Source organism: Epilithonimonas sp., from assembly GCF_032054305.1.
Lineage (GTDB): Bacteria > Bacteroidota > Bacteroidia > Flavobacteriales > Weeksellaceae > Epilithonimonas.
On record NZ_DAMBSX010000006.1, the window covers coordinates 325,454 to 352,090 of the forward strand.

General features: G+C 35.6%; 23 protein-coding genes. 16 read left to right on the forward strand and 7 right to left on the reverse strand.

Going from position 1 to position 26,637, the window contains the following annotated elements; all coding sequences use genetic code 11:
• Positions 1–32: 32 nt before the first annotated feature.
• A complete protein-coding gene (locus RTX21_RS14980) occupies positions 33–2,171 on the reverse strand; it encodes a S9 family peptidase (protein ID WP_312768831.1) in 2,139 nt (712 codons plus the stop codon).
• Positions 2,172–2,583: 412 nt separating this feature from the next.
• On the opposite strand from RTX21_RS14980, the gene RTX21_RS14985 reads away from it, so the two are divergent.
• From RTX21_RS14985 to RTX21_RS14995, 3 genes are all read left to right on the forward strand, one after another.
• A complete protein-coding gene (locus RTX21_RS14985) occupies positions 2,584–3,951 on the forward strand; it encodes a rhodanese-related sulfurtransferase (RefSeq protein WP_312768834.1) in 1,368 nt (455 codons plus the stop codon).
• Positions 3,952–3,962: 11 nt separating this feature from the next.
• Positions 3,963–4,541, forward strand: a complete 579-nt coding sequence (locus tag RTX21_RS14990) for a 5-formyltetrahydrofolate cyclo-ligase (RefSeq protein WP_312768836.1) — start codon at positions 3,963–3,965, stop codon at positions 4,539–4,541.
• Positions 4,542–4,696: 155 nt separating this feature from the next.
• Complete coding sequence (locus RTX21_RS14995) at positions 4,697–4,933, forward strand: hypothetical protein (protein ID WP_312768837.1); 237 nt, start codon at positions 4,697–4,699, stop codon at positions 4,931–4,933.
• A gap of 54 nt (positions 4,934–4,987) precedes the next feature.
• Here RTX21_RS14995 and RTX21_RS15000 read toward each other — a convergent pair whose 3' ends face one another.
• The gene (locus tag RTX21_RS15000; protein ID WP_312768839.1) at positions 4,988–5,569 is read right to left on the reverse strand and encodes a hypothetical protein; all 582 of its coding nucleotides are present in this window, start codon (positions 5,567–5,569) and stop codon (positions 4,988–4,990) included.
• Positions 5,553–6,629: a hypothetical protein gene (locus RTX21_RS15005; protein WP_312768841.1), complete on the reverse strand. Its 1,077-nt coding sequence runs from the start codon at positions 6,627–6,629 to the stop codon at positions 5,553–5,555. Before RTX21_RS15005 ends, RTX21_RS15000 begins: the two co-directional genes overlap by 17 nt.
• Positions 6,630–6,796: 167 nt before the next feature.
• Between RTX21_RS15005 and RTX21_RS15010 the strand changes: the two genes are divergently transcribed.
• Positions 6,797–7,006, forward strand: a complete 210-nt coding sequence (locus tag RTX21_RS15010; RefSeq protein WP_312768842.1) for a hypothetical protein — start codon at positions 6,797–6,799, stop codon at positions 7,004–7,006.
• Between the two features lie 49 nt (positions 7,007–7,055).
• Here RTX21_RS15010 and RTX21_RS15015 read toward each other — a convergent pair whose 3' ends face one another.
• Entirely contained in the window at positions 7,056–7,826 is a 771-nt protein-coding gene (locus tag RTX21_RS15015) for a TrmH family RNA methyltransferase (protein WP_312768843.1), read from the reverse strand.
• A gap of 234 nt (positions 7,827–8,060) precedes the next feature.
• Here RTX21_RS15015 and lptB point away from each other — a divergent pair, with 234 nt between their 5' ends.
• From lptB to RTX21_RS15030, 3 genes are all read left to right on the forward strand, one after another.
• Positions 8,061–8,789 (forward strand): LPS export ABC transporter ATP-binding protein, encoded by a 729-nt coding sequence (gene lptB / locus RTX21_RS15020; RefSeq protein ID WP_312768845.1) that lies wholly within the window; start codon positions 8,061–8,063, stop codon positions 8,787–8,789.
• Positions 8,790–8,814: 25 nt separating this feature from the next.
• Positions 8,815–9,312, forward strand: coding sequence for a hypothetical protein (locus RTX21_RS15025; protein ID WP_312768846.1), 498 nt, complete (start codon positions 8,815–8,817; stop codon positions 9,310–9,312).
• Positions 9,313–9,454: 142 nt separating this feature from the next.
• Complete coding sequence (locus RTX21_RS15030; RefSeq protein WP_312768848.1) at positions 9,455–9,934, forward strand: DinB family protein; 480 nt, start codon at positions 9,455–9,457, stop codon at positions 9,932–9,934.
• A gap of 75 nt (positions 9,935–10,009) precedes the next feature.
• Here RTX21_RS15030 and RTX21_RS15035 read toward each other — a convergent pair whose 3' ends face one another.
• On the reverse strand, positions 10,010–10,966 hold the full coding sequence (locus RTX21_RS15035) for a YafY family protein (RefSeq protein ID WP_312768850.1): 957 nt from the start codon (positions 10,964–10,966) through the stop codon (positions 10,010–10,012).
• A gap of 110 nt (positions 10,967–11,076) precedes the next feature.
• On the reverse strand, positions 11,077–12,804 hold the full coding sequence (locus tag RTX21_RS15040; RefSeq protein ID WP_312768979.1) for an ABC transporter ATP-binding protein: 1,728 nt from the start codon (positions 12,802–12,804) through the stop codon (positions 11,077–11,079).
• Positions 12,805–13,288: 484 nt separating this feature from the next.
• On the opposite strand from RTX21_RS15040, the gene RTX21_RS15045 reads away from it, so the two are divergent.
• The 3 genes from RTX21_RS15045 to RTX21_RS15055 all read left to right on the forward strand — a co-directional run bounded on the left by RTX21_RS15045 (position 13,289) and on the right by RTX21_RS15055 (position 16,007).
• On the forward strand, positions 13,289–13,861 hold the full coding sequence (locus tag RTX21_RS15045) for a cob(I)yrinic acid a,c-diamide adenosyltransferase (RefSeq protein WP_312768852.1): 573 nt from the start codon (positions 13,289–13,291) through the stop codon (positions 13,859–13,861).
• Positions 13,862–13,891: 30 nt separating this feature from the next.
• Positions 13,892–14,524: a thiamine diphosphokinase gene (locus tag RTX21_RS15050; RefSeq protein WP_312768853.1), complete on the forward strand. Its 633-nt coding sequence runs from the start codon at positions 13,892–13,894 to the stop codon at positions 14,522–14,524.
• Between the two features lie 91 nt (positions 14,525–14,615).
• Positions 14,616–16,007: an arginine decarboxylase gene (locus RTX21_RS15055; protein WP_312768855.1), complete on the forward strand. Its 1,392-nt coding sequence runs from the start codon at positions 14,616–14,618 to the stop codon at positions 16,005–16,007.
• A 67-nt stretch (positions 16,008–16,074) separates the two neighbouring features.
• Here RTX21_RS15055 and RTX21_RS15060 read toward each other — a convergent pair whose 3' ends face one another.
• Positions 16,075–16,707 (reverse strand): nitroreductase family protein, encoded by a 633-nt coding sequence (locus RTX21_RS15060; RefSeq protein WP_312768857.1) that lies wholly within the window; start codon positions 16,705–16,707, stop codon positions 16,075–16,077.
• Positions 16,708–16,878: 171 nt separating this feature from the next.
• Between RTX21_RS15060 and RTX21_RS15065 the strand changes: the two genes are divergently transcribed.
• The 6 genes from RTX21_RS15065 (at position 16,879) to RTX21_RS15090 (ending at position 26,547) form a co-directional block, all read left to right on the forward strand.
• Positions 16,879–17,226 (forward strand): helix-turn-helix domain-containing protein, encoded by a 348-nt coding sequence (locus RTX21_RS15065; RefSeq protein WP_312768859.1) that lies wholly within the window; start codon positions 16,879–16,881, stop codon positions 17,224–17,226.
• An 87-nt stretch (positions 17,227–17,313) separates the two neighbouring features.
• Complete coding sequence (locus RTX21_RS15070; protein ID WP_312768860.1) at positions 17,314–18,795, forward strand: AraC family transcriptional regulator; 1,482 nt, start codon at positions 17,314–17,316, stop codon at positions 18,793–18,795.
• A 2-nt stretch (positions 18,796–18,797) separates the two neighbouring features.
• On the forward strand, positions 18,798–19,883 hold the full coding sequence (locus tag RTX21_RS15075; protein WP_312768861.1) for a hypothetical protein: 1,086 nt from the start codon (positions 18,798–18,800) through the stop codon (positions 19,881–19,883).
• 157 nt (positions 19,884–20,040) lie between these two features.
• Entirely contained in the window at positions 20,041–21,471 is a 1,431-nt protein-coding gene (locus tag RTX21_RS15080) for a GEVED domain-containing protein (RefSeq protein WP_312768863.1), read from the forward strand.
• A 106-nt stretch (positions 21,472–21,577) separates the two neighbouring features.
• Entirely contained in the window at positions 21,578–23,548 is a 1,971-nt protein-coding gene (locus tag RTX21_RS15085; protein ID WP_312768865.1) for a T9SS type A sorting domain-containing protein, read from the forward strand.
• 98 nt (positions 23,549–23,646) lie between these two features.
• Positions 23,647–26,547: a reprolysin-like metallopeptidase gene (locus RTX21_RS15090; protein ID WP_312768868.1), complete on the forward strand. Its 2,901-nt coding sequence runs from the start codon at positions 23,647–23,649 to the stop codon at positions 26,545–26,547.
• Positions 26,548–26,637: the final 90 nt, after the last annotated feature.

The window sequence follows — 26,637 nt, forward strand, 5'->3', positions numbered from 1 at the left end:
CTGCGGTTTTTTTATTTTCTATATTTAGTCTTCTACAAATTCTCCAAAATAAAATTCGTCATCTTCTCATAAAGCTGAGGTCTGGTTTGTCCACCGTAAATACTGTGATTTTTGTCCGGATAAGCCATAAACTCAAATTGTTTTTTGTTCTGAATCAAAGCCTCAGAAAACTCCATAGAGTTCTGGAAATGTACGTTGTCATCAGCCGTTCCGTGAATTAGCAGGAATTTCCCTTTCAACAAATTAGCAAAAGTCGTTGGCGAATTCTGGTCATAGCCTTCCGGATTTTCCTGTGGCGTCTGAAGGAATTTTTCTGTGTAAACCGTATCATAATATCTCCAGTTCGTCACCGGCGCAACGGCAATTCCCAGTTTGAAAACATCCGCACCTTTCGTCAAAGCCAAAGAACTCATATAACCTCCAAAACTCCATCCGAAGATGCCGATTCTGGATTTGTCAATATAAGATTGTTTCCCGAACCATTCCGCAGAAGAAATCTGATCTTCAATTTCGTATTTTCCGAGTTGTTTATAAATCGTTTTCTTGAATTTCGAACCTTTAAAACCGGTTCCACGGCCATCTACACAAGCGACCACGTAACCTTTCTGAGCCAACATTTCGAACCAGATTCCATTTCCGCCGTCCCAGGAGTTGGAAACCTGCTGAGAGCCCGGACCAGAATATTGGAACATAAATAATGGATATTTTTTGTTCGGGTCAAAGTTTTTTGGCTTGATGATCCAGGCGTTCAATTGGTCGCCAACAGAATTAGGAATAGTGATAAATTCCTTCGTCACGAAGTTGTCTTTCTGAAGTTTAGAAAGCGCTTCATTATTGTTTTGTAATTCTTTAATTTCTTTTCCGGAAGCATCTTTCAAAACATATTTGTTTGGAGAAGAAGCTGTCGAATAGGTATTGATAAAATAATTGAATGACCTGCTGAAACTTGCAGAGTTATTGCCTTCAGGATAAGAAATCAACGTTGTTTTCCCGGAGTTGATATTCAGTTTAGAAACCACTTTGTTCAGACTTCCTTTTTCTGTGGTTTGGATGTAAGCTTCCTTAGTTTTCGGGTTGTAGCCGTAGTAATCGGTGATTTCCCAATTGCCTTTCGCTACTTGTTTTTTTAATTTTCCAGCTTGGTCGTACCAGTACAATTGTCTGTACCCATCACGCTCAGAAGCCCAAAGGAAAGAGTTGTCATCCAAAAATTCCAAAGTCAAATTATCGGTTTCTATCCAGGCATTATCGGTCTCAGTGAGCAGTTTGCTCACGTTTCCGGATTTGGTATCCACTTTTAGCAGATCCACGTGATTGTGGTGCCTGTTGCTGGTCGCCAAAACTATTTCGTCTTTACCGTTCGTCTGCCAAAGTTGTGGGATGTAATAGTTCTCAAAACTTCCCAAATTCAAAGCTGTTGTTTTTGCTGAATTCAACTGATAAAGATTCGCCGTTACGGTCGAGTTTGTTTCTCCAGCTTTTGGATATTTGTAGCGCATCTCCGTTGGATAAAGTGATTTTCCATAGATAGGAATATAGATTTCCGGAACTTTGGACTCATCAAATCTCACGAAAACAATCGCATCGCCGGCTTTGTTCCATTGGTAATAATCTGCGTGAGAAAACTCTTCCTCATAAACCCAGTCTCCTAGACCATTGATAATAGAATTTTTCTTCCCGTCATTTGTGATTTGCGTAATTTTCCCCGAAGTCAAATCCTGATAAAACAAATTATTATCAACTATGAAAGCGACTTTGCTTCCGTCTGGCGAAAATTTCGGTTCCTGAATCCAATTTCCATTATTTAGCGGCGTTACTTTATTTGATTTCAAATCCTTCACATCAAATTTCCCCCAAAACGAATGTCTGTATATATCCTGACTCTCTTTCTGCAACAAAATCTTAGATTCATCCGCAGAGAAAATATAAGATTCAAAGCTTCCATCTACGATGTTGCCAGATTTCTGAGACGTTTTATAATTATACTTCGCAATACCATCTTTCTCAATGGTGGCGTAGTTTTCACCATCATTCAGGGACGCAATTCCCGCGATTCCTTTTCCGCGGTAATAGCCGGAGTAGATTTTATCGAGTGTAATTTCCTGTGCATTAATGTTGTGTGAGAAAACTGCCGCCAGCATGACAACAGAAAAAAGGACTTTTTTGTTCATAGTCTTTCTATTTTATTTTTGGAATTCACGAACCTTGCGGTTTCATTTTTAAGATTTTAATGACGTAAATATAATAAAGATTAATTGTTTTCAGCAGAGTAGATTTAATGTTAATTTTATCTGTAACACTCAACTTTACTCTTGTAACAGTCTACATAAGTCCTGTGACACTCAACTTTACTCCTGTAACAATCTACTTAACTCCTATAACAGTCTATTTATTTACATTGATTGCCTAGTTAACTCTTCTGAATGTCTACAAAAGTCTTCTGACAGTCTACTTAACTCCTCTGATTGTCTAATTAAATCATTTGATGGCCTACTAAATTCCTGACAACTATCAACCAACAACAATCAACCAAAATTCCCTATCTTTGCGCCATTATTTTTCTCACTTAAAAACGTTTATAGCATGCAACTGTACAACACCTTAAGCGCAGAAGAAAGAGCTCGACTTATCGATGAGGCCGGAAAAGAGCGGCTGACATTGTCTTTCTATGCGTACGCCAAAATTGAAAACCCAAAAAAATTTCGCGACGACCTTTTTATAGCCTGGAACGCCATGGATGCGCTCGGCCGTATTTATGTGGCCACGGAAGGCATCAATGCTCAAATGAGTGTTCCCGCCGATAACTTCGAGGCTTTTCGTGACACGCTGGAAGTTTATGATTTTATGAAAGGCATCCGTCTGAATGTGGCTATAGAGCAGGACAATCACTCATTTCTAAAGTTAACCATCAAAGTCAGAAACAAAATCGTCGCCGATGGTCTGAATGACGAAACGTTTGATGTGACCAATAAAGGAATACACTTGAAAGCGCAGGAATTCAATAATATGTTGGAAGACCCGAATACGATTGTGGTGGATTTTAGAAATCATTACGAAAGTGAAGTTGGTCATTTTGAAGGAGCAATCACACCGGACGTAGAGAATTTCCGCGAAAGTTTGCCGATTATCAATGAGCAATTGCAGGACTATAAAGAAGATAAAAACCTTTTGATGTATTGCACCGGCGGAATCCGTTGTGAAAAAGCAAGTGCTTATTTCAAACATCAAGGTTTCAAAAATGTGTACCAACTGGAAGGCGGAATCATAGAATATGCCCGTCAAATTAAAGAAGAAGGCGTTGAAAGCAAGTTTATCGGGAAGAATTTCGTATTTGACCATAGATTAGGGGAGAGAATTACAGATGATATTATTTCTCAATGTCACCAATGCGGAAAGCCGTGTGACAATCATACCAACTGCGCCAATGATGCTTGTCATCTGTTATTCATCCAATGCGATGAATGTAAAGCAATTATGGAAAATACTTGCTCAACAGAATGTCACGAGATAATCCATTTACCGCAGGAAGAGCAGGTTGCTAGAAGAAAAGGTCTTCAGGTAGGAAATAAAGTTTTCAGAAAAGGAAAATCCGAAGCTTTGAAGTTTAAAAATTCGGGAGATTTGTCTACACAGGCTTTAGCGAAAGCTACAAAAGCGGAAACGAAAGACATTCGCCAAAAAATAAAAATTAAAAAGACTTTGGTTGGAAAAGCAGAACATTATTTCACAAAATCTAAGATTGCACAGTTTTTAATTGAAAACAATGAGCTCTCTGTAGGCGACAAAGTTTTGATTTCCGGACCAACAACAGGAGAACAGGAAATAATCATTACTAAGATTTTTGTTGATGGTGAATTCAGCAATACTGCGAAAGTTGGGGACCAGATTACTTTTGAACTTCCGTTCAGAGTTAGATTGTCGGATAAATTGTATAAAATTTTGCAAGATTAAAGCATTTTACGATGAATCTTAGTCTCACAAAAAAAGAACTTAGAACGATTTATAAAGCAAAAAGAATGGCTTTATCACAAGATGAGGTTGATTTTTTGTCTGAAAAAATCTTTGAACAATTTATTTTACAATTTAATATTAATGAAAATCAAAAAGTTAATATTTTTTTGCCTATTAAAAAATTTCACGAGATAAATACTCAGATATTTATAGATTATTTTTTTGACAATAAAATAAGAGTTTTTGTTCCAAAAATTCAAAGCGGAAAAATGATTTCTGTGGAGATTTTCACAGATTCAAAATTTGAAGTTAATAATTTGGGAATCAATGAGCCTGTTTCAAATATTAATTTAGACGTTGATTTGGACTTTGTTTTAACGCCATTATTGTATTGTGACAGATTTGGAAATAGAATTGGTTACGGAAAAGGGTTTTATGATTCATTCTTTTCGGATGATTTAAAGATTCATAATAAAATTGGTCTAAATTTCTTTTCTCCAAATGAAGATATTAGTGATGTATTTGAGAAAGATGTAGCTTTGGATGGATTAATTGCACCTTTTGGATTTATTAATTTTAACGATAAATAATTGAAAATCAATTGTACTTAATTGTAAATTGCTTTTACAAAGCTATTACAAGTTATTTATTAATGATTTTTGTCAGACCACTCTACCTTTGTCTTGTAATTATAACACGATAATTCACAAACAATAATATTAATAATAATTTAAATTTTTAGAAAATGAAAAAGTCATTATTTGTAGCTGCTATCGCTGCTATCGCTCTTGTAGCTTGTAAAAAAACTGAAACTGTTGAAGGTGCTGCTACTGATTCTGTAGAAGCTACTGCTGATTCTGCTGTTGCAGCTATCGATTCTACTGCAAGTGCTACAGTTGATTCTGTAAAAGCTACTGCTGATTCTGCTAAAGCTGAAGTAAAAGCTGATGAGAAAGCTGCTAAAGAAGAAATTAAAAAATAATTGAAGCTTCAAGCTAAGAAAAAATGATAATGCCGCTAGTGATAGCGGCTTTATTTATTTTTTGAGAGTGTCGGAATCCTTTTTATAGAAATTGACAAAGTAAAATTTGAATTCCTTTTTAAATTGTACAGGAGAAGCTTTTAGTAGATATTGAGCCTTTCTGCTGACTGTTGTGATGTAAGTTCTCTTGTTGTCATAATATTCGACATCAAAAGTTGCAAAGTCTAATGTGTCCTGTTTTTTTACAGCTTTGGATGTCGTTAGATTACTTACCTTTGCGTATCTCACCTTCAGACTATCCATTTCCCTCAACAATGGTTTCAAATTGCTGGAGTCTTTTGAGAGAAAATGAGACTGCATCTGAGTATAGATTACAGAATCTATTTCGGTATCTTTATTTCCTGAGGTGTAAAGTGTTGACAAGTCAAGTATGTCCTGGACTTTTTGAGAAGTTATAACATTAGTTGCCTGCAAACTATCAAGTTTTGTTTTTGAATATGTTGAATTGTTGTTGGCGTTTCTGATCGTTTCCAAAGAGTTCTCTTCACCATCATATTTTTTATTGCAAGATATAATTCCAAATATTATTAATGCAGGGATTATTATAAATTGATATGATCTATTTTGATTTTTCATCGTCAGTAATTTTAAATTTGATCATTACTATTTTTCCGTTTTTCATCTGAGAATCTATCACTTCCAGATTTTCTAATGACGTTGTAGGAAGCGTAACTAGTGAGATGTATTTTTGTTTGTCCATTGTCTCAATGCCATATATGTCACTATCAACAACTTGATAGATCAGGGCATTATCACTGATAAGTTTGTTTAATTCACTCGTTTTTTTCTTAAAATCTATAATAGATTTCGAATAATAATAAAGCTGAATGGCATAATCATTAGGTTTCAACTCAATATCTTCTGATAATGGTGCTGATGTCAAATCTCTTGTCACTGTATCTGTCCTATAAAAAGGTGAAGAAATGACCATTTTCAAATTTTTACTTTTTGTTTCGTAGACAAATTTCGAATTTGGTTTTACTTTGAAAAGAATTGGAGATTCATTTTCTCGGATAATTTTTACGTCTAATTCTCCTTTTATAGATGAGTTCCTGTCTGCATCAGTAAAAGCATAGGTGTACTTTTTATAAAAAAGATTATCATAGAAAACTAAAATGAGGACAACTACAAATAAAAATGCCGAAATCCCTAACCATAGATACCTTTTAAGGAAATTTTGATTCCCTTTTTCAAAATTAATATTCTGATTTATTTCATCAAAAGCTTGATTGTCTATAGAAACGAGCGGTTTTGGAACTGGTGGATTTTTTGTTGTTTCAGGCTGTATTTCTGTTTCATTCGTAACCTTAACATCTGTTGCTGTAGGTTGTTCAACAATTGTTAAAGGATTTTTCTTTTTAAACTCAGACCACGAATTATATCCCGAATAGACCGATAAAATATTCAACATATCAATTCTCGGAATTTTTTCCTGCGAATTATTTTTGAAATAAGTGTAAAATGTTTTTTCACTTATGTTTCCTTTGGCCTTTTGTCTTAAATCTTCCTGAAAATAAATAATATCAATCCCCTTCCATTTGGAAATGTCATCATAAGAGGGCGAATGTGTCTCAAGATATTTCTCCTGAACAGCAGTTTTTAATGACTGGAAGTGTGAAAATTCTATATCGCTCAAAATTGTAATTGTTCTTAATTTATTGATTTTCAGTTATACTGATTTGTAAATCATGTTTTACAAATATATTACAATTAATTTTCAAAACAAAAATATTTTATCGATATAATTTTGCCCTGTTCAAATAATGGACAATCTATTAACTAACAATTTAAATTTTTATTATTATGAAAAAGTCATTATTCGTAGCTGCTATTGCTGCTGTTGCTCTTGTAGCTTGTAAAAAAACTGAAACTGTTGATACTGCTGCTGCTGATTCTGCTGTAGTTGATTCTGCTGTTGCAACTATCGACTCTGCTGCTGCTAAAGTTGATTCTGCTGCTGCTAAAGTTGACTCTGCTGCTGTTAAAGTTGATTCTGCTGCTGCTAAAAAATAATCTTAACTTAGTTAAGAATTTAAAACCACTTCAAATCGAAGTGGTTTTTTTATTTTTCTAATTTCTGTCTTAGGATTTCATAACAAGTAATAGCAGCTGCATTACTTAAGTTTAGAGAATCTATACTTCCGGACATGGGAATCAAAATATTTTCGCCTTTTTTTTCCCAAAAGTCACTTAAGCCAGAATGTTCTGTTCCGAATAAAACAGCCGACTTTTCTTTTAGATTTTTGGTGTGAATATATTTTGCATCTTCACTCATAAAGGTGGTAAAGATTTTATACTCGTAAGTTTTTAAAAATTCTAAAGTTTGTTCGTTGGAAGCTTGAAAGATATTCATTCCGAACAGACATCCCACACTGGAACGAATGACATTTGGATTGTAAAAGTCTGTTCTTGGGTCGGTCACAATCAAAGCGTTGATGCCGAAGGCCTCACAACTTCTAAGGATTGCGCCAAGATTTCCCGGTTTTTCAACACTTTCTAAGATAATAACCGCTGAATCTTTTTTTGGACTAAAATCTTCTAACGATCTTTCTTCCAATTTATAAATGCCGATAATTCCTTCGGTTGTTCCACGATAAGCAATTTTTTCATAAAGCTTTTCCGAAACGTAATGGATTTTTGAATCGGGTAATTTTCCTTTGAAAATAGATTCACAAATGAAAAATTCTTCGGGTTGATTGCCGAAGTGGATTGCGCGTTCGTTTTCCTGCTGACCTTCTACGATGAAAACGCCGGCTTTTCTTCTATCCTGATTCTTGGTCAAAAGTCTGGTTAGTTTCTTGATTTTTTCGTTTTGAAGGCTTTCTATGAGCATTTTAAGATTTTTGCAAATGTACAATGTAAAATGTACAATGTAAAATGTATGTTGTAAAATGTGGAAACCTTGATAGAGGCGAAGCGCGTGAAGGATTGTAGTGGAAAGCCCGGAGTGAGGCATGAGTGAGGACTTGGAACGGAAAGCCCAACCCGAGCGTTGGTCTTGGTCTTGGCGAGGGGCACGCCCAAATTTGATGTAATGATAAGATGAAAATTTGTATATCTTTGTTTTATGATTTTACGAGGAGAAAATTTAATCAAGGAATACGGACCGAAAAAGGTGGTAAAAGGCGTATCACTGGAGGTTCAGCAAGGCGAAATTGTCGGACTTTTGGGACCAAATGGAGCGGGAAAAACAACGTCTTTTTATATGATTGTTGGATTGGTGAAGCCGACTTTGGGCAACGTTTTCCTGGATAACCAAAACATAACGAAGGATGCGATGTACAAACGTGCACAGAACGGGATTGGTTATTTGGCGCAGGAAGCTTCGGTTTTCAGGAAACTGTCTGTGGAAGATAATATTTTGGGTGTTTTGCAATTGACGAAGCTTTCCAAAAAAGAACAGCAGATGAAATGTGATGCGCTGATTGAGGAATTCCATCTGGAACACGTTCGTAAAAACCGTGGCGATTTGCTTTCCGGAGGTGAAAGGCGTAGAACGGAAATTGCGCGTTGTCTGGCTACAAGTCCTAATTTTATTCTTTTGGATGAGCCTTTTGCGGGTGTTGACCCGATTGCGGTGGAAGATATTCAGAAAATCGTGAGGTCTTTGGTGGAGAAAAATATCGGAATTTTGATTACCGACCACAACGTTCAGCAGACTTTGGCGATTACCAACAAAACCTATATTATGTTCGAAGGGAAAATCTTGAAAGAAGGTTTGCCGGAGGATTTGGCGAATGATCCAGACGTTAGGAAGGCTTATCTTGGGGAGAATTTTAGATTTGAAAAGTTTTAGGTAAATTCATAAGTTAGTTGTGAAAATGACTTCGGAATTCGAAATCACTGAGTTTAAAGAAAAATTAAATGAATTTACAAAAAAAGGTTATCCTTTAGTAAAAGGAAATCCTTTTGCAATTCTGAGTATGAATTTTTCATCAAAACCTTTTTATGGAAATATTTATGACTCAGAGTTTAAAATAACGAAAAATGCTAATCTAAATCTTGTTCCTTATTTAATATCAGGAACATATAAAAAATATGGAAAATTAACTAAAGTAAATTATCAAATCGTTCCAATGAAATTTGGATATTACTGGATTAGAATTTTTCCAATTATTATTAATCTTGTCGGAATGATATTTTTCTTAGCAAACTTAAAAAGAATTGAATTCAAAACTTTAAACTTCACCAAAATCGGACTGGCAATCTTATGCGCCGAAATTTTTATTTTATTACCTTTAATTCTTACTGAGATAAAAAAAAATAAATTTGAGAAAGAATTTATTAAAAACCTAAAAATTAAAAGTTACCAGGGCTAACGTAGATTTTGCAAAATTTGGAATTAAGTAGAAAGGTTGAGCCTTTTTTATTAAGCAAAAATTAATTTAGCATTCAAAAAACCTACTGACAAACTATTGTCACAACTGCGTCATAAATTTGTATCAAATAAAACAAACTATTATGAATGCAAACGCAAAAGTCCTGGACTCACAACAACTTTTAATCCATTGGCAAGGCCACAGAAATCTGACCAGAAGAGTGATTGAAGCTTTTTCAGAGAAAGATTTATTCGAGTTCTCTATTGGTGGAATGAGACCATTCGCAAAATTGACTTTAGAATTATTGGCGATTGGCGGACCAGCTTTGAAATCGATTGTCACGGGAACTATTAGCAAATTTGATGAATCTTTCAACCCAACAACCAAAGCAGAAATCTTGGAAAAATGGGATGAAGAAACAGAAACAATCAATGAGTACTTTTCTCAAATTTCAGAAGAGCGTTTTCAGGAAATGTTCAATCTTTTCGGACAATATGAATTTCCAATTTATCAGAACATTCTTTATTTTGTGGACAACGAGATTCATCACAGAGGTCAAGGTTACGTTTATCTGAGAGCTTTGGGAATCGAGCCACCTTTTTTCTGGGAAAGAGAAAGGTAGGGAAGATACAAGAATCAGTAACAAAGAGAAAAGACAAAAACCGTTTCGTTTGAAGCGGTTTTTTTTGATATTATTTTATTTTAGATTCTTAGAGATATTGGCAATCAAATTATTCATAATATCTTTCAGATTTTCAGGTTCAATTATTTGAGCATAATCTAAAAACGTAATCAACCAGCGTGGGAAGCCTTCATCAATCCATTCTGTTTCAAAGGTCAGCAGCATTCCGTTTTCGGTCTCTTCTTCGGCAATCAGGCCGTAGTATATTTTGGAATTCACAATATGAGGCATTATTTTCTTTTCAACCAAAAGTTTGATCTGTACTTTTTTGTTTTCTGATTTTTTCCTGTAATCATTGATATTCCCATAATTTTGCAAAAATTGATTCTGCGTCTTTTCGATTTTCAAAATCCTGTCAATTCTGAATTGTCGGAAATCCTTTCGCATCGTACAAAATGCCATCATATACCAATAATTGATTTCGTAGAAAATTCCAACCGCTTCTATAACTCTTTCGCTGGCTTCATCTCTTACATTTTGATAACTGATTTTCAACTGATTTTTTTCGGCAATACTTTCCAGAATTGTTGGAATAATATTTTTTACAGCGTCCGGTTTTTCTGGTCGATGTGTGTAAATATCAATTTGATTCTCAATATTCTGAACCATATTCTTCTCCGAATTTCGAATCACCGCTTTCACTTTTTCCATTGCGGAATTGTAATGCGAATCGAGACTCTCGTGCGAGAATTTCTGCATCAGTTTTTCTGCGGTGATGAAGCTCAAAACTTCTTCTTTCGTAAACATCACGGGCGGAAGTTTGTAGCCATCCACCAAAGAATAGCCGGAACCAGCTTCCCCAAAAACCGGAATTCCTGCATTTTCCAAAGTCTTGATATCCCGATAAATCGTCCTGATACTGACATCAAATTTCTTCGCCAAATCCTGCGCACGAACAATGGATTTAGTTTGAAGTTGCGTCAGAATCGATGTGACCCGGTCGATTTTTTTGATATAATGGTCTTCGTTCATTTTTTAATTGAAGTATGAAAAGTCTTCGACTCCGCTCAGACTGACAATGTTAATAATTAGTATTAGAGATGTAACACTGAGCGAAGTCGAAGTGTTTATTATAAAAAATATCATTCATCCTTATAAGTTTTCACCAATCTTTCAAGATTCAAACTTCTAGCGGAAGCATCGAAAATCTCTCTGTAAGTTCCTTCTTTTTCGTATAATTCTTCATGCGTTCCGTTTTCTACCACTTCGCCTTTTTTCATCACATAAATCATATCCGAATCCAAAATCTGCGACAACGAATGCGAAATAATAATCACTGTTCTATTTTTCTTAATCGCATCCAAAGAGTTTTTAATTTGTTCCGTGGCAATCGCATCCAAACTTGCTGTTGGTTCATCAAGGAAAATAATCGGTGGATTTTTCAGGAATAATCTTGCAATCGCAATCCGCTGTTGCTGACCGCCGGAAAGTTGCGTGGCGTCGTGGTTGTAACCATCCGGCAAATCCATAATCTGCTCGTGAAGATAAGCTTTCGTTGCCGATTCTTTGATTTGGTCTAAAGTTGCCTCAAGATTTCCGTAGCGGATATTATCCTCAATACTTCCCTTGAAAATATGATTTTTCTGAAGCACCAAACCAAGGTCATCTCGCAGATAATCATTATCAAAATCATTCAGATTATTGCCATCCAAAAGAATTTCTCCCGAATCTGGCTCATAGAATTTACAAAGCAAATTAATAATCGTCGATTTTCCGGCGCCACTCAATCCAACCAAAGCTGTCGTTTTTCCATTTTCGATTTTGAGAGAAACATTTTTCAAAGCTTTCATTCCATTCGGATAAGTAAAATCGACGTTTTTGATTTCGAAATTACCTTGAATTGGTATATTGTCGATTGTTCCATTCGGTTCGGTTTCATCGTCGTCATTCAGGATTTCGAAATACCCTTCGGCGTAGATAAAGGCGTCATTCATATCATCATAGATCCTGTGAAGCTGGCGAATCGGTGCAGAAACGTTGTTAAACAACATAATGTGAAGCATAATCGCACCAATCGTCATTTGCTGGTCGAGAACCAGATAAACCGTCAAAAGAATAATCAAAACGACACCAAATTGCTCAATAAAAGTTTTCAAACCGTCGAAAATAAAACTCGTTCGGCGCGTGTACAACTGGCTTTCCATCAAGTGCATCTGGAGATTGTATTGTTTTCTGCCTTCGAATTTTTCCCGCACAAAACTCTTGATGACCATTATGGAATTGATGAGATTCAGAAGTCCCGACGTTTTTTGTTCCCTCTGATTTCGTAAAGTTCGTCTGACGTTTCCTAGTTTTTTGGCTTGTCTAGACGTCACATAAAAGTAAATCGGAATCACAAAAGTCGAAACCAAACCGACATAAATATTCTGCATATACATTACAATCAAAGCAATAATCGCTGTTGAAAATAAGGGTAAAATATCGATGAAAAAATTCTGAACCAATTTGGTTAAACTTTCAATACCTCTGTCGATGCGGATTTGGAGTTTTCCGGATTCGTGGCGGTCGTCGTTGTAATAAGCAATTCGGTAAGTCAAGATTTTATCAATCGCCGCTTGTGCCAACTCGGAACTGACATTGATTCGGATTTTTTCACCATAAAATTTCTGTCCAAACTGAATGAAGATATTCGCCAGTTCTTTTCCTAAAAGTATAATTGAAATCAAAATCAAAACGTGGATTCCTTCCGACATCGGATGAGGAAGCTGTGTCAGTTTCGTTACTTCATCTACTGTGTATTTCAAAACTAACGGATTGACCTGAGCGAATAAAGCGCCGATAAAAGTCAAAGCTAAAGTTCCAACAACCATCCATTTGTATGGTTTTATGAAACTTTTTAGTTGATTGAAAATGTGAATAAGATTGGTGGTTTTCTGAAAAGGTTTTTTCATCTTAGAAAGTTAAGGATAAATTTAAAATACCTGTTGTGCATTTATAAAAAATGAATTTTGTAATTAATAATCAATGCTTTAGATTTAACGCTTCGACTCCGCTCAGCGTGACAGTGCTACAATTCAACGTTTAGTATTAGAGATGTCAGTCTGAGCGGAGTCGAAGACTTTTGTATAATGTTTAAAATCAATAAATTATATAATATTCCTAAATGTACAACAGGTTTAAAATGCATAGAAATTAACACTTAAGTTTTATTTTTAATTAAGCACAAAAGTCACGTAAGAACACTTTAATTTGATTGACTAAGTGAACTTTGTTTTCAATATTGATATCTTTCTAAAGTGACTTAAGTGTTTAAAAAATAAAAACCTTAATTTTAAACTTTCGTAAAAAACAACAATGAAAATATATACAAAAACCGGTGACAAAGGTGAAACCGGACTTTACGGCGGAAGCAGAATCTCCAAAGCCAGCGCACGAGTAGAATCTTACGGCAACATCGATGAACTGAATGCTTCGATTGGCGTCGCAAAATCGCATATTGATGATGAAGCGGTTATCGATCAACTCAAAAAAATTCAGTTTGATTTGTTTACAGTTGGTTCCGAAGCTTCGACGCCGATTGATAAATTGTTTTTGGCTAATGGAAAAGCACGATTGCCATTGGTAATTTCAGATAAAGAGATTGAAGAATTGGAAGTTTGGATGGACGAGATGGAAAACAAAGTGGAACCTTTGCAATATTTTATTTTACCTGGAGGTGGAAAAGCGGCGACTTTTCTTCACGTGGCAAGAACGGTTTGCAGACGTGCGGAAAGAAGTTTGGTTTTTCTCAATCAATCCGAAGAAGTGCGGGCAGAACTTATCAAATATCTGAACCGTTTGTCGGATTATCTTTTTGTTTTGGCTAGGTATGTTTCGAAGCTTCATGCTGAGCTGGAAGAATATTGGAATCCTAATGATAGAAGTTAGAATTAAGATTTTAGAAATTAGATTGATTAAATGAAGAAGGCTCTACTTTTCATCAACGGAGAAGCTCCAAAATCAATTCCCGATTTGTCAGGTTATGATTTAATCGCTTGTACAGACGGCGCATTTCATTATTTGAAAAAATTGAAGTTTCCTTTGGATAAATTGAATTTTATTTCCGGCGATTTTGATTCTCACAAAATTGAGGAAGAGATTATTCAACAAAGTCAGAATTATGACTTCGAAATCATAGAAACGCCTGACCAGAACAAAACGGATTTTCATAAAGCTTTGGAAATAATCATTGAAAAAGGTTTTGAAAATATCGATGTTTATGGTGCTAGCGGAGGAGAACAAGACCATTTTTTAGGAAATCTGAGTGTGGCTTTCGCTTTTAAAGATAAAACGAATCTTCGGTTTTTTGATGAATATTCGTCATATTACTTTATTCCAAAGAAATTCACAATTTCTGATGTCAGAGGAAAAATGATTTCCCTGATGCCTTTTCCCATTGCTAAAAATATCGAAACCAAAGGTCTGAAATGGCCTTTGTACAAAGAGGACCTGATTCTTGGAGAAAGAATTGGAACACGGAACGTGGCAGAAAATCAGGAAGTTTCACTCAAATATAAAGAAGGTGATTTGCTGATTTTTGTCGGGAAATAATTGATTAATTTTTATAGAATTATTAACGCAGAAATTCAGTTTATTTCATCATTTTTGCATCGTAAAAACAATTAAATTTTTTTAGCCAGAAATGAAAATAAAATATTCTGAACTAATTGACCAAACGCTTTATTTTCCTACAGAAGAATTCAATGTAGAAGAGAATAATCTGAAGTTCCACGATATCAATCTTATGGAAGTTGTGGAAAAATTCGGAACTCCTTTGAAGTTCAATTATTTACCAAAAATATCTCAGAATATAGAAAGGGCAAAATTCTGGTTCAAAGAAGCTTTTGAAAAGAACGATTATCAGAAAAATTACAGATATTGCTATTGTACAAAATCCAGCCATTTTGCCTTCGTTGTGGAAGAGGCGTTGAAAAATGATATCAGTCTGGAAACGTCTTCGGCTTATGATATGGATATCGTGAAATCGCTTTACGACAAAGGAAAAGTGACTAAAGATATTGAAGTAATTTGTAATGGTTTCAAAACCGATGATTATTTGGCAAAGATTTCGGATTTGATCAACAGCGGTTTCGAAAATATCACACCGATTCTTGATAATTACAGAGAGCTTGATAAGCTGACAGAAAGCATCGACAGAACTTTTGACATCGGAATCAGGATTGCATCTGAGGAAGAACCAAAATTCGAATTTTATACCTCCAGATTAGGAATCGGATACAAAGATATCATCCCATATTACAGCCAGAAAATTGCTGAACATCCAAATGCAAGGTTGAAAATGCTTCACTTTTTCATTAATACCGGAATCAAAGACACGGCGTATTATTGGAACGAATTGTACAAATGTCTTCGTGTTTACGCAAGATTGAAAAAAATCGCACCGGAAGTTGATTCATTGAATATTGGAGGGGGGTTTCCTATCAAAACTTCATTGAATTTCGATTATGATTACCAATATATGGTGAACGAAATCGTTTCTCAAATCAAGAAATTCTGTGAGGAGGAAGGAGTGGAAGAGCCAAATATTTACACAGAATTCGGAAGTTTTACCGTTGGAGAAAGTGGTGGACATTTGTATAAAATTATTTCTCAGAAACGCCAGAACGACAGGGAAAAATGGAATATGATCGACTCGTCTTTTATGACGACTTTGCCGGATACCTGGGCAATTTCGCGTCACTTTATTATGTTGCCTTTGAACCGTTGGGAAGACTCTTACGAAAGGGTTTTTCTTGGTGGATTAACTTGCGATTCAGATGATTATTACAATTCTGAGCAACATACGAATGCAATTTATTTGCCTGTTTTCAATGAGACAAAACCTCTTTACATCGGATTTTTTCATACAGGAGCATATCAGGAAACCATTGGCGGTTACGGTGGTGTTCATCACTGTTTGATGCCTCAGCCAAAACATATTTTGATTGATAAGGATGAAGACGGAAATATCACTTACGAATTGTTCCGAGAAGAGCAGAAGCCGGAAGATGTTTTGAAACTTTTGGGATATTAAATTCAGATAATAGACTTTTAGATAAAGGATAATAGACGAAAAAAGCGGAAATTCATTTCCGCTTTTTCTATTTGATTTCTGTGATGAACTCGTCTTTTGGAGTTCTGTATTTTTTCAGATTTACCAACCAATCTCCGCTTGTGTCTCTATAGCCTAATGGTAAAATCACGACACTTTTCAAGCCCTTTTCAGAGAATCCTAACAATTCATCAAGAGCTTGATTGTTAAATCCTTCCATTGGCGTCGCATCCACTTTTTGTTCGGCAGCTGCGGCAATTGCTAATCCGAAAGAGATATAAGCCTGTTTTGCTGCGTGTGTTGCGTGCCATTCGTTGCCAAGTGGTTCGTACATTCCCCAAAGTCTGGCTTTGTAATCATCCATCGCACTAATTGGGATTCCTCTTTCTATTGTTGTTTTTTCAAAAACTTCTGAGATGCTGTTGTGAGAATAGCCGTCCCAAGCTGCCCAAACTAAAAGATGCGAGCCGTCTGTAACCTGAGCTTGGTCAAAAGCAATTGGTCTTATTTTTTCCAATAATTCTCTGTTCGAGATTACGAATAATCTATAAGGCTGTAAACCAGAAGAAGATGGTGCCAGTCTTGCGGCTTCCAAAATGTAATCCACTTTATCTTGAGGAACGATTTCGCCGTTCATTTTTTTCGTTGCATATCGCCAGTTTAAGTCTTCTAATAAACTCATTAATGAATTGTTTTTTAATTTGAATTGTCAAAGTTAAATAAGAAAAGTTTATTTTTGTAATCAACTTACAAAAAGTTACCGTTACTAAAAAGTAACTTATTTGATAATTAGTTAGTTATAAAATAATGTTAATGTAGATTTAATATTATAAAATCGAAATTTAGATTCATTATGAAAATAAAATGTTGTAAAACCAATCTGCTTGCAGTTCAGGATACAATGGATATTTTGAAAGGCAGATGGAAAGTCCAAATTATTGCTGCACTTTGTTATGATAAAATGCGTTTTTCGGATTTACAGAAAGAAATAGACGGTGTTTCTGCAAAAATGCTGAGTAGTGAGTTGAAGGATTTAGAAATCAATCAATTGGTAACAAGAACAGTTCTCAGCACACAACCAATTAGTGTGGAATACGAATTGACAGATTACGGAAGAACTTTGAAAAAAATCATCGAAAACCTTGCAGAATGGGGCATTGAACACAGAAAAAAAATTATCGGAAAAGTATTAGAAAATTAGTCCTATTTCTATCTTATTTTAAATTTAAAATTGATTTGAATTTAGATTTTTTTATCTTTATTGTTTGGTTTTGGGATTAAACAGAATATGCTGAAAAAGGTCTTTTCATTAGTGGTTTTTTTGATGTTGGCAGTCAATGTTAACTCGCAGATTACTGATGCACAAAACCTGACCAAAGATGTAGAAGCTTTAATGTATTCTGACCCCGAAAAAGCACTGAAAACGGCACAATATATTGTTGCTAATCAAAGTTTTGGAAGTGTGGATGATGTATATAATTCTTGTCTTTTACAGGCAGAAATTTATATCAACCTTGAAAGATATAATGATGCTGTCGTGAAATTGATTTCCGCAGACAGGCTTTCTCTCAATGTCAACAACGATTTTTTCAAAGCTAAAAACGAATATCTCATTGCCAGAATTTATCAGATAACGGGATTTCAAAACTCTGTTTCTCATCCTATTTCGGAGCTTGATAATTTATCAAAATCATTGAAAGATGACGAGAAAAAAGTTGTTGAGCTGTGGAAAACCGAATTGGAGATTCGGACTCTGGTATCAGAGAAAAAATATAAAGAGGCTCTGGCTTTAATTCAAAAAAAACAAAATCAACAATCTGAATTGTATCCAACTTTTGCGATGCAACTTCATCAGATTCAATTAGAAATAGAAAATAAGCCGAGCAAAATTGATTTTCAAGACAATTCTTATTTCAAGTTTTTATCTGATATTAATCTTCTGAAATCAAAAATTAAAACTAAAGATTTTCAGGAATCAGATTTGTTGGCCCTCAAAAAACAAAATCCCCAATATGGCGATTTTTTCTATAAAAATCTGTACAAATATTGGTCTCAGGAGGTTTGTAACGGAGGAAATACTGAAGATTGTTTTCGCATAAGAAAAGAATATATCAAGCTCTTGAAGCTTTCCATTTCTGATTTGCAGAATGCACGGGTCAACATCATCAATCTCATCGACCAAAAGGAAAAACAGATCAATCTGTCAGAAAAAGATTTTCAAAACAAAATTTTATTTGCCTTGTTCGTCATCGGATTTTTATCTGTCATTGGCTATTTGATCTACTTTTTGGTTTTGAAAAATAGAATTAAAATGGTCAATTCTGAAATAGAAAAGCGAATTATTTCTGATGAGTATGAACAAAAATTGAGTGACCAACTGAAAGATTTTCAGGCAAGTAACGTATTCGTGATTCCGGAAAAAACAGAAAATCTGATTCTTTCCAAATTGGAAGTTTTCGAAAAATCTAAGGAAGTTACCAATGCGCATTTGTCATTGGCGGTGTTGGCAAAACGCTTAGATACGAACTCAAAATATCTGTCAGAAATCATCAATAAGCATAAACAGAAAAATTTCAATAATTATCTTAATGATTTGAGAGTTAAATATATAGTAGATAAACTGGAAAATAATCCGGAATATCTGCAATATAAAACGAGTTATTTGGCCGAGGAAGCTGGTTTCGCATCTAGAACTACTTTTACCACGATTTTCAAGAATGTGACAGGAACGAGTCCGTCGCAGTTTATCGATCAACTGAAAAATAAATAATTATGAAAAAGTTATTATTTATTTTCTTTTTGATGACTTCTCTGTTTGTTTTTGGACAATCCGAAAGCCACGTTCAGCTTGAACAGGAGATATCGACGGCGGACAGAATGGCTTTTGCAAACCCGGATTCTGCGCTGATTACGTTGAAAAAGTTGGAACCAAAATTAGACAACGACCGATTGAAAAGTAAATTTCTTCTGGCAAAAGGAAGCGCTTATTCTGTCAAACACCTTTCTTCAGACGCTTTGCGTCTAGGTTTGGCTGCGCTTAATAATTCTGAAAAATCTAAAGATTCTTTGATGATGATTAGTTCTTTGGGTTTTATTGGAAATCAGTATTATATTCTGAAATTAAATAAGAAAGCAATCAATTATCTCAACAGGGCTGAAACAATCATCGATTATTTGAATGATAATTCTCTGCAACAGGTGACTGCCAATATTTATTTCGTTAAAGCGTTGGTTTACAAAGATAATCTGGACCCAGAGTTTGCCATCCGATATTTTGATAAAGCTATCAATGAATATAATAAAAGCAAAGATAAAAGCAGTCTTCTGAATATCAATATTACCAAAATGCAAAAAGGCTATTGTTTGATTGAAATTGGCAGGCCAAAAGAAGCGGAAACGATTTTTTCTGATGTCATCCGGGAATCAGAAAAGAACAAAATCGCGGAAGTCTATTCCTATGCGAGAATTGGTTTAGCGGCATCTTTGGAAGGTCAAAAGAATTTTATCAAAGCGAATCAGATACTTTTGGAAACCGAAAAACAGATTGGGAAATCACAAAATATCGAAATGCTGACGGAAATCTATGATGCGCTCAGTCAAAATTATCTTGTTCAAAATAATGAAGAACGGTATTTTTTTTACAATAAAAAACTGGAAAATAATCTGCTAAAGAACGAAGAAATAGAGAAAAAATCTTTCTCTGATTTGCTGGATAAAAACATAGAATCACAAAACTTGGAATTGAAAAATAATCAGATATTATTTTACTTTTTTATGTTATTGGTATTTTTATTTGCATCCGGAAGTTTATTTTACATCAAAAAAAGAATAAACCAACTGAAATCGGCAAAAGCTTAGTGTTTTCTGGATGTTTGTTTAATTTATTGTTTTTCAGTTGTTTAATTTTTTTAAAAGTTGTTCTAATTCTTGTAAATTCTACAATTCTGAACAGTAAACATTTTCTTTTGTTCAATTTCAGAACTACATTTGAACCATAATTTAAAATTTGAATGATATGAAATTGAAAAACGCTTTTTTTGCTTCTTTGCTTTTATCAGGAATGATGTCTGCACAGAACATCTCTATAGATACAACCGTGCCAAGTAACCCCGCTCCCGAGAACAGTATTTTAGAATATTGGTATTGGGCATATGGTATTAAAGTTAGTGGTAGTGGTTTCACAGCCAATTCGCCAATTAAGTTTACCTCAGTAGACCCGCAAGGTGGTTTGAGGTCTTTGTCATCTACAACAGATGCCAGTGGGAATGTTACTTTCCAATTCAATGGTTGGACCAATACTTCCCCGCTGGGATATTATACGCTTAAAGCAGAAGATGCTTCGGGAAAAACGGCTTCTGGAAATTATACCGTTATCAAAGATCCTAAAAAGGTAATTACTGGTGAAGCTACTCCTACCGAATTCAAAATGGGAGATTTTGTCTCAGGATCTAACGTTAAAGTGAAAAATCTGGTTCCTTACGGTCAGGTAAAAATTAACGTTGGTGATCCTGCATCTAATGGCTGGGAACTGAATAAAGATGAAGAAATGTATGCAGATGAGAATGGGGAGTTAGATATTGAATTCAATAGTAATTCCAGACTTTTCGCTCCAGCAGGAGTGGTTCCGCTTCAGCCTGTAGAAGGTAACTGGATATTGAGCTACAATGACTGGTCTGGAGAAGGTTTGAAGGGAAGTACGAAAATAAGAGTATTACCAAACAACCCAAGTACTTCGTCTTATTGCTCGGTTTCAGCAACTGTTTCGGAGCCAATTACGTCTGTAACTTTTGCGGATATTTCTAGTGCTTCTGATCCTAATACAAGCAACTCTTATGAGAATTTTCTTTCTAAAGTTGGAAATCTTGAAAGAGGTAAAGAATATAAAATCACAGTTAAAGGAAATACTGCTGGATCTTGGAAAGTAAGTACTTTCACCGCTTTTATCGATTGGAACCAAAACGGAACGCTCGATAATGAGAACGAAATCTACAGAATCGGTTTTGTAAAAGGAAGTACAGGTATGGATGATATGTCTGCTGAACTAACTATCAAAGTTCCCGAAGATGCAGTTGTAGGGAATACAAGATTGAGACTTTTAAAAGTTAATTCACCTTCTACCTTTGCGATGTTTTGGCCAACTGGCTCTTGTGGGAATTATAATAATGGACAGATTGAAGATTATACATTGAATGTTAAAGAAGCTTTAGCAACCGGAGAAACTTCATTCAACAAAGTTCAGTTGTACCCCAATCCGGTGAAAGATGTTTTGAATATCTCTTCTACTAAAAAAGTAAATTCTATCTCTGTTTACAACGTAGCTGGACAATTAGTAAAAACTGTTCAAAATACAAATACGGTTAATATGAACAATTTGTCTGCTGGTGTTTATGTTGTGAAAACTGATGTAGAAGGCAAAGTAGAAACTTCTAAAGTCATCAAGAAATAATCCTTTTCAAATAATCAAATAATCTTCCCGGCTATTATAAAACTATCTTTTATGGATAGCCGGGATTCTTTTTGCCAAAATTTAACCAATAATTATCAAATGATTTATGAAAAAATCTATACTTTTTTTATCTAGTTTCCTTGGAACTTTAGCTTTTGCACAAGTCGATGTAACAGCAACTGCCGGAACAACAACAGCAACTTATGAAACGATAAAAGCCGCTTTCGATGCTATCAATTCGGGAGCACATCAAGGTGCAATCAATTTAACAATTACTTCCAATACATCTGAGACCGCAACCGCAGTTTTAAATAGAAGTACAGGAACTTCTAACTTTACATCGGTATCATTGAAACCAGCAACCGGAGTTACAGCAACAATTACCAATGCAACTACAGCAGGCCCTGTTTTGAGAATCTTAGGAAGCAACGTCACTATCGACGGAAGTAATGACGGTTCTAACTCAAGAAATCTTAGCATCATCAATGGCTTTGCGACAGGTTCTGTTGTAATTGCGATGGGTTCCTCGGATGTTGCGAATCCACTGACCAATGTGACCGTAAAAAACACAACAATTATCAACGGTGTAAAAACTGCTGGAAGCGGAATCATCGTAAGTAACACTGCGGGAGCTCAAACTGCTGGATATTTCAATAACATAATATTGGAGAATAATTCTATTCAAAAATCTTATCAAGGGATTTACATGATTGCCGTGTCTGCCATAGGAAATGGTTCTGGCTCTGTGATTACCAAAAATGACCTTTCTACAAGCGGAGAAAATTCCAACAGATTTATGGGAATCTATCTTGGAGGAACAGATGGTGTCATAGTTTCTGAAAATAAAATCGGCAACTTTGAAAATACTTCTAATGAGGTAAAAAGAGGAATTTGGCTTGCAGTTTCCACGATGAATACTACTGTTTCCGATAATGTTATTGATAATATTAGTGTGAATAATGCAGGTGGAGGTAGTGTAACCGGGATTCAAATTTTCAACAATGCCGGAGCAGGGGGTGCGCCTACAGCAAACAAGATTCTTAGAAACAAAATTTCTAACTTTTCTAGCAATGGATTCAATAGCTCTGTTACAGGAATCAGTTTAGGAGGTTCTACTGTAGGAACTGTCATCAGCCAGAATGATATCAATAATCTGGTAGGTCTGAGAACTGCAACTACTGTAGGTTACGGAGCTGAAGCTATCATATTGAGTGCGGGAACGGCATCCAATACATTGGTAAGCAACAACTTTGTCTCAAAAATATCCAGTTTTGCTGCGAACACTTCATCTGCCACTTACACTGGCGGGATTTTGATCAATGCAGGAACAGGTTACAAAGTCTATAACAATTCAGTTTATCTGACAGAAACCCAGAATGACGGAACCAATAAAGGTTTGCCTATAGCATTCAGTTCTACTGTTTCTACAGCAGGCGCAATAGACCTTAGAAACAATATTTTTGTTGTTAATTTGGCAGATACAACAATTCCAACATATTCTATCTCAGTTCCGCCAGTAGCTGCGACATATTCTAATATAGATAACAATATATATTATAGTTCAGGCCCAAATCTTGGACAAACGCCAGGAGGTCCACCTGCTTTTACTGATATTACAGGAATGAAAAGTATCTTGGGAGGTAATAATAACTCTATCAAAGTTCTTCCAAAATTTGTTTCTGTTACAGATCTCCATATTGCTCAAGATTCTGAAAACTCTGCTCTTGATAACAAAGGTGTTTCTGTTGCGGATGTTACAACGGATTTTGATGGTAATGCAAGAAACGCAACCACGCCAGATATTGGTGCAGACGAATTCACTATCGAGACAATGGCAGTTGGCGATGTTGCCAATAAAACAAAGGTTCAGGTTTATCCAAATCCAGTTCACGATGTTTTAACGGTTTCATCTGACAAAAAAATAAATAATATTTCTGTTTATAATGTTGCAGGACAATTGTTACAGGAGATCAGTAATTCTAATGTCATCAATCTAAATAAATTATCTTCAGGGGTTTACTTTGTGAAAACAATTGTAGAAGGTAGATCAGAGATGACGAAAGTGATCAAAAAGTAAATCTAATTCATCATAATTATTAATTTGAACGGGACTGATCTTTTGAAAGGTCTCGTTTTTTATAGTAATTGATAATGAACTCTTTTTTATAATTAAATATGAAGAAAATTCTTGCCATTCTTGCGGTTTGTTCTGGATTAATATTGAGTTTTGCTCAATGGGGTCCGACAATAATGATAGAACCAAAATCAAAGAAAGTGAAAGCCACTAGTTTTTATTCTCTTGATCTTGATGCTATCAGAGCGAAACTTGCAACAGCAAAACCAACAGGTAAAAACAGTGCGCCGATTATTATTGAATTGCCAACTTTAGAAGGGAAAATTGAAAAATTCGAAGTTTACAGTTTGCCAGTTGTAGAAAAATCCTTGGCAGACCGTTATCAGCTCGGTTCTTATGTAGGAGCCAAAATTGGTGATCCCACAGTTTGGGTAAGATTCAGTGTTTCGCCTTACGATTTGCAATCGATGATGTTCAAGGATGGAAGATATGAATTCATTGAGCCTCAAAATAAAGAAAAAAAAGTTTATGCTGTTATTCCAAAATCTGGAAAGCGAGAGGATGGTCACGCATTTTCCTGTTCAACCAATGAATCGCCAATCAATAGAAACCAAATTGATCAATTAACAAAAGGTTCTGATTTTTCAAATTCAGTTACAGATTTCAGTAAAGCGAGTGACAAAAAATACAGAACTTACCGTCTGGCAATCTCCGTAATTGGAGAATATACACAATATTTCGGTGGAGTAGCACAGGCTTTTGCGGCAATCAACGCAACTATTACGAGAGTGAATGGCGTCTTCGAAAAAGATTTTGCAATCCATCTGAATGTGCAGGATTTTCCTCAGCTGATTTACACCAATCCGTCAACCGATCCTTACTCCAATGCCAATGTGGGAATTGGCGGCGCTTGGAATCTCGAATTACAGCAGACTCTGACATCAGTTATTGGTAATGATGCTTATGATATTGGACATCTTTTTGGACAAGCAGGAGGTTCTGGTTCTGCAGGAGATGTTGGAAATGTTTGTAGAAATCCATCCAATAATTCAGATGCTAAATCAAAAGGTGCAGCATTCAGCACTCCAAGAATAGGCGGACCGGAAGGCGAAAGATTTGATATCGATCTGGTGGCGCACGAGATGGGACATCAGTTTGGGGCAGATCATACTTATTCTAATATCATCCAGTCGGCACCCAATCAAACAGCGCATATGGAACCTGGTTCTGGTTCTACGATTATGGGCTATGGAGGAATCAGTGGAATAGACAATGTACAAAGTTATTCAGATTCGTATTTTCATGTGAGAAGTGTTGAGCAGGTTCAGACTTATGTCAATTCTCAATCTTGTGGAACGAGTAATTCAATCGATAATAATCCGCCTGTTGTTGCTGGTTTATCAAACAAAACGATTCCGAAAGGGACTGCATTTGTTTTAACTGCTGATGCAACAGATGCAGAAAATGATCCATTGGTATATAGCTGGGAAGAGTATGATCTGGCCACTGCTCCAGTTACAACAGTAATGGATAATAATACCAATGGTGCCAAGTTCAGATCTTTGCCTCCTTCGAACTTATCTTACAGATATTTTCCAAGACTCAGCACTGTGATTGGTGGAAACTTATCCAATGCCACAGACTGGGAATCGGTTTCCAATGTGGCACGGACAATGAACTTCAAAGTTTTGGTAAGAGATAACAATGCAGATGTGACGCAACAGCAAACTGCATCAGGTTCTCAAACTATCACAGTTGGCAATGACGGACCTTTCAAAATGACCACGGTCAAAGTTTATAATAATGTATCAAGCACCATTACTTGGGATGTTGTTAATACGAATCTTGCGCCTTATAATGTTTCTAATGTGAAAATCGATTATTCAACTGATCAAGGCTCAACTTGGAATATTTTGACGAATTCAACGCCAAATGACGGATTAGAGTCTTTTGATTTTTCTTCTGTCAATGCTAATTCGCTGGTTATTGTGAGAGTTTCTGCGGTTGGCAATGTTTTCTATGCTTTAGGAAATGTCTCAGTGACCAGTGTAGCTACTTGTGACGGTTCTGCTCCAACTAATTTATTGGCTGCAAACATTACCCAAACTACAGCAAACTTAGATTGGGATTTGGTTGCCAATGCAACTTATACATTGAGATATAAAAAATCAACAGAGAGTAACTGGACAGAAGTCAATAACATTACTGCCAATCATTATGCATTATCACAGCTATCAATCAATACTTCTTATGACGTGAGTGTGGCAGCGGTTTGCAGTGGAACTACCGGAACTTATGCTAATGTGACTTTCTTCACCAACGCTTATAACTACTGTCCGGCTTCATCCACGTATTTGTTTTCTGAGAAATTGTCGAACGTTACTTTTGCAGGTATCAATAACAATTCTACATCCAATGCCGGATATGAAGATTTCTCTAATGTAATAGGTAGTGTTATTCCTGGACAGATCTACAATTTCACGGCGTCTTCCACTACTGGTTCTTCAGATTCTGATCAGGTGATTGTTTGGATTGACCTCAATCAAGATGGTGACTTCGATGATGCCGGGGAAAAAGTTTTGACTACGGATTATAAAACATCGCCATGGAATGGAACGATTACTATCCCAACAACTATTGCAAAAGGGAGAACGAAAATGAGAGTGAGGCTTTATGCTGCGATATCTAGTCCTAATACCACGCCTTGCGGAACATCATATTACGGACAGGTAGAAGATTACAGTCTGAATATTGGGACGTTAGGTGTAGCGGATGTAGAGAAGATTTCTATCCAATATTACCCGAACCCGGTAACTGATATCCTGACGGTATCTTCCGATAAAAAAGTAAAGCAGATATATGTTTATAGTATTGCAGGGCAATTGTTACAGGAAATCAAAGACTCCAATACCATCGATTTCTCGAGATTACCTTCAGGAATTTATTTTGTGAAAGCCAATGTAGAAGGCAAAACAGAAACAACGAAAGTGATCAAGAAATAGTAAAATATTTAATTTGTGTTTTTATGAAGCGAGGCTGATCTTACTGAGACGCCTCGCTTTTTTATATTAAAAAAACATGCGCAGAGATCG